Here is a 216-nt window from a genome sequence, read left to right on the forward strand (position 1 = left end):
AGCCGACCGGACTTTTCGCGCGCTCGGAGCGCGTCGGATGAAGTCAGGGGTCGCCATTCTCACGATCCTCGCGTTCGCATCGGTGCCGCTTTGGCTGCGCGATCCGTATCTCATGAACGCGCTGATCACGACCGGCATCTTCATCATCGGAGCGATGAGTCTCAATCTGCTGCTCGGATTCACCGGCCAACTCAGCCTCGGTCATATCGCGTTCTT

1 pseudogene is annotated in these 216 nt (G+C 59.7%); it reads left to right on the top strand.

Annotated elements, in window-relative coordinates:
- Positions 1-37: 37 nt before the first annotated feature.
- Positions 38-216 (top strand): annotated as a pseudogene (locus KJQ96_RS41305) (branched-chain amino acid ABC transporter permease); the annotation flags it as partial.

The sequence above is a fragment of the Bradyrhizobium sp. sGM-13 genome, from assembly GCF_018398875.1.
Taxonomy (GTDB): domain Bacteria; phylum Pseudomonadota; class Alphaproteobacteria; order Rhizobiales; family Xanthobacteraceae; genus Bradyrhizobium.